The 6,332-nt window shown below is 63.2% G+C and carries 4 protein-coding genes and 2 tRNA genes; 3 read left to right on the top strand and 3 right to left on the bottom strand.

Annotated elements, in window-relative coordinates; translation table 11 throughout:
• Positions 1-391: 391 nt before the first annotated feature.
• From ACE3TQ_RS23470 to ACE3TQ_RS23460, 3 genes are all read right to left on the bottom strand, one after another.
• Positions 392-476: transfer RNA gene (locus ACE3TQ_RS23470), tRNA-Leu, on the bottom strand.
• A gap of 66 nt (positions 477-542) precedes the next feature.
• Positions 543-1,613, bottom strand: coding sequence for an NF038122 family metalloprotease (locus ACE3TQ_RS23465; protein ID WP_374585553.1), 1,071 nt, complete (start codon positions 1,611-1,613; stop codon positions 543-545).
• 159 nt (positions 1,614-1,772) lie between these two features.
• A tRNA-Leu gene (locus ACE3TQ_RS23460) sits at positions 1,773-1,857 on the bottom strand.
• 210 nt (positions 1,858-2,067) lie between these two features.
• On the opposite strand from ACE3TQ_RS23460, the gene rnr reads away from it, so the two are divergent.
• The 3 genes from rnr to cysE all read left to right on the top strand — a co-directional run bounded on the left by rnr (position 2,068) and on the right by cysE (position 6,331).
• Positions 2,068-4,635: a ribonuclease R gene (gene rnr, locus ACE3TQ_RS23455; RefSeq protein WP_374585551.1), complete on the top strand. Its 2,568-nt coding sequence runs from the start codon at positions 2,068-2,070 to the stop codon at positions 4,633-4,635.
• A 61-nt stretch (positions 4,636-4,696) separates the two neighbouring features.
• A complete protein-coding gene (rlmB, locus tag ACE3TQ_RS23450) occupies positions 4,697-5,428 on the top strand; it encodes a 23S rRNA (guanosine(2251)-2'-O)-methyltransferase RlmB (RefSeq protein WP_342118257.1) in 732 nt (243 codons plus the stop codon).
• A gap of 162 nt (positions 5,429-5,590) precedes the next feature.
• Positions 5,591-6,331, top strand: a complete 741-nt coding sequence (gene cysE / locus ACE3TQ_RS23445; RefSeq protein WP_374585549.1) for a serine O-acetyltransferase — start codon at positions 5,591-5,593, stop codon at positions 6,329-6,331.
• Position 6,332 lies beyond the last annotated feature (1 nt).

The raw sequence follows: 6,332 nt of genomic DNA, 5'->3' as shown, positions 1-6,332 counted from the left end.
CCTCGCGGCACATGGACCTGAACCATGCGCGTCTACCAATTCCGCCACGTGGGCGCTAACTTCTTCAACTCTCCGTTGCGGTGTTGTCTGCAACAGAGGCACGCATATTAATGGCCACAACCGGATTGGTCAAGGGGAAATTAATAATTTTGTGCAACTCGGAGCAATTCGGGGTCAGGTCTGACATTCGGACACCCAAGCCACACCTTTGACTTTTCTCAAGGCCTTGGCCGAGATTTGTGGTCGAAAAATCAGGGAGTTTCAAATGCAGGAATTCTGCGAGGGGCTTTGATTAAACTCAAGGGTTTGGTTTTGCTGTCCGATTGTCAGACCTGACCCCGAATTTCAAAAACAAAAAAGCCGCTTTTCAGCGGCTTTTCTGCGGAATTTTTGGTGCCCACGGAGGGACTCGAACCCCCACACCTCGCGGCACATGGACCTGAACCATGCGCGTCTACCAATTCCGCCACGTGGGCATTTTGTTGCGTTGTTCTGCAACGAGGCACGCATATTAATGGCCCTCGTCGCATCGGTCAAGACATTTATGAAAGTTTGTTTGTTCGACCACGCTGGCGGGCGGCAATCAGTAGCAGGCCGGCGCCCAGCATGGCCCAGCCCGAGGGTTCGGGGATGGGTGCGACGTCCCAGCCGATGGCGTCCATCGCCAGTACGTCATTGCCGGTGATGTGCAGGGTTTCGCCCATGCCGGCGGTGGGATCCATCAGGCCGATGAACAGGTCGTCCTTCCAGTGGCTGGCCTGGCGGCCGTCGCCAAACAGGGTGCCGGTGGAGAATTCGGGGCCGACCGTGGTGCCGTCGAGGGAGAAGTACTTGCTGCGCGTGTCGGCCGTCCAGTCGATCACGCCCTGCGCGGCGCTTTCGCTGGAGTAGCGGAACAGGTCGAGGGTGGAGACGAACATGAATTCATCGGCCTGGAATGGGCCGTTGTAGGGCGGTGCGTTGAAGTCAAGAATGTCGACACCGCTGATGAAGCCCAGCACGTGGCCGATTTCATGGGCGGCGACGCCGACAAAATCAAACGCGTTGGCGGCGGTGCCGTTGCTGGCGTCGAAATCGAAGTTGAAATCGCTGTTGAACTGGATGAAGCCGTCACATTGGCCGATGCAGCCGTTCAGGGTTTGCGGTGCCACGGCGAGGCCGATGGCCTTGGCTTGGGCATTGGCAATGTACATGACCTGGTTGTTGTCGCCGCCATTGTTGTCGACGTAGGGCGTGGCGCTGCCTGCGCCATGCGGGTTGTCGGCAGTGCGGTTGATGAGGACGCCGAAACTGGGGCCGGTGGGCAGGTGGGCGACGGCGGTGGCGTCGGAGGCCGACGTGGCATCGGCGGCCAGGGCGTTGCGCACCGAGGCGTAAGTGTGGAAGTCGGAGGCGGAGGCGGCCTGGCCGAGGATGCCGCCGCCAAGCGAGTTGAAGCCGACCGTCAAATTAATCGTCACATTGTCAGTCAGCAAACTGGACCAGCGCGCGGCGGCGGCCTGGAAGCCTTGCTGGGCCTGCAGTGAGGTGCCGGGCGTGAAGGTGAAGTTGAATACCGGGTTGGCCGATGCTGTGCTGGCAAACAACAGCAGGCTGGCAAGTAGTGCTCTCATGGCGCTCTCCTTCGAATGGATGGGTAAGGAGGGTGCCGCAAGAAGCGTGCGCGGACGGGGCAGGACGGGGCGGGTGGACCCGCTGAAGTTGGCGACGTCAAGGAATCCGACGCCGGAAATGAAAAAAGCTTCCCGAAGGAAGCTTTTTTACGGAATTTTTGGTGCCCACGGAGGGACTCGAACCCCCACACCTCGCGGCACATGGACCTGAACCATGCGCGTCTACCAATTCCGCCACGTGGGCATTAGCAACATCTGCTATCATACTGCTTTGGTGAGTTTTGCGCCAGATGAACTTTCATTCCACGCTGCACATCGACTCGCCATTCCCGCATCGCTGCGAGAGCCAGAATTATAGAGGAAACTCAGCCGATGTCAAAGGGCCTGCGAAAGATTTTTGTGAGCGGCCCTTCCTGTTACACTAACAACCAATAATAAGATTACTGAACCCCATTTGAACTCCACTCATATCATTCCTAGCCGCGAAGAGATTCTCGGCATCTTCCGCAGCGCCAAGGCGCCGCTCGACCTGCGCACGCTGGCGCTGTCGCTTAAAGTCAAAGCCGAATCGCACGCCGTGCTGACGCGCCGCCTGAACGCCATGGAGCGCGACGGCCAGATCCGTTCCGATACCAGTGGCTTCTACGTGCTGGCGGACCATTCCGAATTCATTGCCGGCCGCGTTTCCAGCCACCGTGACGGCTATGGCTTCCTGATCCCGGACGAGCCGGGCGAAGACCTGTTCCTGGCCGAGCGTGAAATGCAGAAGGTGCTGCATGGCGACCGGGTGCTGGCCCGCATCATCGGCTACGACCGCCGCGGCCGCCCGGAGGGCACGATTGTTGAAGTGGTGCAGCGCGGTACCACCCATATCATCGGCCGCCTGCTGAAGGAGAACGGCGTATGGGTCGTGGCGCCGGAAGACAAGCGCATCAGCCAGGATATCCTGGTGCAGGGCGCGGTGGGCAAGGCCAAGTCGGGCCAGATCGTCAGCGTGGAACTGACCGAGCAGCCGGGGCGCTTCAAGCAGCCGTCCGGCAAGATCGTGGAAGTGCTGGGCGATATGGACGATCCCGGCATGGAGATCGAGATCGCCGTGCGCAAGTTCGGCGTGCCGCATATTTTCTCGGACGCTGCGCTGAAGCAGGCGGCCAAGCTGCCGGACGTGGTGAAGGAATCCGACTGGGGCGAGCGCGTCGACCTGCGCGACGTGCCGCTGGTGACCATCGACGGTGAGGACGCGCGCGACTTCGACGATGCGGTGTATTGCGAGCCGGTGAAGATCGGCCGCAGCAAGGCCTTCCGTCTGATCGTGGCGATTGCCGACGTGTCGCACTACGTGAAGCCGAACGACGGCCTGGATGGCGACGCCATCGAGCGCAGCACTTCGGTTTATTTCCCGCGCCGGGTGATCCCGATGCTGCCGGAGAAACTGTCCAACGGCCTGTGCTCGCTGAACCCGCGCGTCGACCGCCTGACCCTGGTGTGCGATGCCGTCATCACCGCCCAGGGTGAGCTGAAGGCTTACCAGTTCTATCCGGCCGTGATCCATTCGGCTGCGCGCCTGACGTATACCGAAGTGGCGGCCATCCTTGGCAACACCAAGGGCCCGGAGGCTGCGCGCCGCGCGGAAATCGTGCCGCACCTGCAGAACCTGTACGACGTGTACCACGCGCTGCAGAAATCGCGCCAGGAACGCGGTGCGATCGATTTCGAGACCACCGAGACCTATATCGTCTGCAACCCGTCTGGCAAGATCGAGAAGATCATCCCGCGCACCCGTAACGATGCGCACAAGCTGATCGAGGAGTGCATGCTGGCGGCCAACGTGTGCGCGGCGGACCTGCTGCTGCGCCACAAGCACCCGGGCACTTACCGCATCCACGCCGGCCCGACCAAGGAAAAGCTGACCCAGGTGCGCGACTTCCTGAAGCAGCTCGGCCTGTCGCTGGGCGGCGGCGATACGCCGGTGGCGCGCGACTACGCCGACTTGATGAAGAAGATCAAGGAGCGTCCGGATGCGCAGCTGCTGCAAACCATGCTGCTGCGCTCCATGCAGCAGGCGGTCTACAGCCCGGACAATATCGGCCACTTCGGCCTGGCGTATGAGGCGTATGCCCACTTCACCAGCCCGATCCGCCGTTATCCGGACCTGCTGACGCACCGCGCCATCAAGGCGATTTTGGCGGGCAAGAAGTACGAGCCGAAGATCAGCGACATGTCGGTGCTGAACACCACCGTGTCCAACGCGCAGCGCCGCCAGGCCTTGAAGGACAAGCAGGAGGGCAAGGAGCCCAAAGCCAAGGGCGACCTGACCATCTGGGACGCGCTGGGCGTGCACTGCTCGGCCAACGAGCGCCGCGCCGACGAGGCCTCGCGCGATGTGGAAGCCTGGCTGAAGTGCTACTTCATGCAGGACAAGCTGGGCGAAGAGTTCAGCGGCATCATCACCGGCGTGACCACCTTCGGTATCTTCGTGCAGCTGGACCAGCTGTTCGTGGAGGGCCTGGTGCACATCACCGACCTGGGCGCCGACTTCTTCGAGTACGACGAGGCGCGCCATGAGCTGCGCGGCGAGCGCACCGGCAAGCGCTACCAGCTGACCGGCCGCGTCAACGTGCAGGTGGTGCGGGTCGACCTGGAGTCGCGCAAGATCGACCTGCGCCTGGCCGACAGCGAGATTTCCACGCTGCCACCGCAGGGCAAGAAGCCGTCCCGCAAGGGCGGCGGCCTGCTTGGCTCGCTGGGCGATTTCGACAGCTTTGACGACGAAGGCGACAATCCGGCCGTAGCGCGCAAGCGTAAATCGGCCCGCGCTGCGGCGCCTTCCATCAGCGCGCGTGAAGAAGCGCCGACCCGGGCGCCGGGCCGCGCGCCAGCCAAGCGCGGTGCGGCGCCGGCCTATGCGCCTGCCGCCCCGGCGGCGCGCAAGGCAGCCAAGCCGAAGCCGAAGGCGAAAGCCCAGGCAAAGACCAGCGCCAAGCGCGTGACCAAGGCTGCAAAGCCTAAGAAGAAACGATAAGCACCCCGTCCGGCGCTTCGGCGCCGGACTTATTTTGAGAACTACGATGTCCAAGAACAAAATGATTTTCGGCTTCCACGCCGTGACCTCGCGCCTGCGCCACGAAGCCTCCAGCGTTGAAGAGATCTTCTTCGACCAGGCGCGCGACGACCGCCGCATGAAGGACCTGATCGCCCACGCGAAAGCGGCCGGCGTGCGCGTGATGCCGGTGGAGTCCGAGCGCCTCGACAAGATCGTCGGCACCCGCCGCCACCAGGGCGTGATCGCCTTCGCCTCCCAGCTGGCGCTGGCGCGCAACCTGGACGAGCTGCTGGATGCGGTGGAGGGCCCGCCGCTGCTGCTGGTGCTGGATGGGATTACCGATCCGCATAACCTGGGCGCCTGCCTGCGCGTGGCCGATGGCGCCGGTGCGCACGCGGTGATCGCGCCGAAGGACCGTTCGGTGGGCTTGAATGCGACCGCGGCCAAGGTGGCGTCGGGCGCGGCGGAGACGGTGCCGTTCATTACCGTGACCAACCTGGCGCGTACCCTGCGCGAGCTGAAAGAGCGCGATATCTGGCTGATCGGTACTTCGGACGATGGCGAGAAGGGCTTGTATGAAGGCGATTACTCGGGCCCGACCGCGATTGTGATGGGCTCGGAAGGCGAGGGCATGCGCCGTTTGACGCGCGAGACCTGCGATGTGCTGGTGTCGATTCCGATGTTTGGTTCGGTGGAGTCGCTCAACGTTTCCGTTGCCTCCGGCGTCTGCCTGTACGAGGCGCGCCGTCAGCGTATTGCCAAGGAAGGCTAAACCCGGTAAACCTGGGTCAGACCCAAGGGTCTGACCCTTGCCGTGTCGCCCGCAGTGGAAGGGTCCGACCCTCGGGTCGTACCCTGGTTTCCCCGGGTGGCAGCCTGCATCCTCTAAGCGGATGCGCTATGATAATTCCCCAACCAACTCCCCAGCACCACCATGTTTGACCACCTCCGTGACGATATCCGCAGCATCATCGAGCGCGACCCCGCTGCTCGTAACGGCTGGGAGGTGCTGACCTGTTACCCCGGCCTGCAGGCGATCGTCATGCACCGCTGGGCGCACTGGTGCTGGACGCACGGCCTGAAATGGCTGGGCCGCTTCATTTCCTACCTGGCCCGCATCATCACCGGCATCGAGATCCACCCCGGTGCCACGATCGGGCGCCGCGTCTTCATCGACCACGGCTTCGGCGTCGTCATCGGCGAAACCGCCGAAGTCGGCGACGACTGCACCATCTACCAGGGCGTCACCCTGGGCGGCACCTCGCTGCACGCCGGCTCCAAACGCCACCCCACGCTGGGCCGCGGCGTCATCATCGGCGCCGGCGCCAAGGTGCTGGGCGGCTTCACGGTCGGCGAATACGCCAAGGTCGGCTCCAACGCCGTGGTGCTGAAGCCCGTTCCGCCCGGCGCCACCGCAGTCGGCAACCCGGCCCATTTGGTGCAAAAAGATCACGCCCCGTCGCCCGCCTCGCACCTGTTCTCCGCCTACGGCGTGACCGCGAACGGCGACGACCCGCTGTCCAAAGCGCTGCACAGCCTGATCGCCCACGCGGTGGCGCAGGAGCAGCAGATCGAGCGCCTGTCGGCTGCCATGAAGGCGGCGGGCCTGGCCTGTCCGGACCTCAAAGCCTGCGACAAGCTCGATACCGCAGAACTCAACAAACTGGTCGAATAAG

It is taken from the genome of Pseudoduganella sp. (genome assembly GCF_041914865.1).
In the GTDB taxonomy this organism is placed as follows: domain Bacteria; phylum Pseudomonadota; class Gammaproteobacteria; order Burkholderiales; family Burkholderiaceae_D; genus Rugamonas.
This window is presented reverse-complemented; position numbering and strand designations above follow the sequence as displayed.

Excerpts from the sequence above, each read along its gene's own strand:
- ACE3TQ_RS23465 (WP_374585553.1), bottom strand. The coding sequence starts at position 1,613 with ATGAGAGCACTACTTGCCAGCCTGCTGTTGTTTGCCAGCACAGCATCG.
- rlmB (WP_342118257.1), top strand. The coding sequence starts at position 4,697 with ATGATTTTCGGCTTCCACGCCGTGACCTCGCGCCTGCGCCACGAAGCC.
- cysE (WP_374585549.1), top strand. The coding sequence starts at position 5,591 with ATGTTTGACCACCTCCGTGACGATATCCGCAGCATCATCGAGCGCGAC.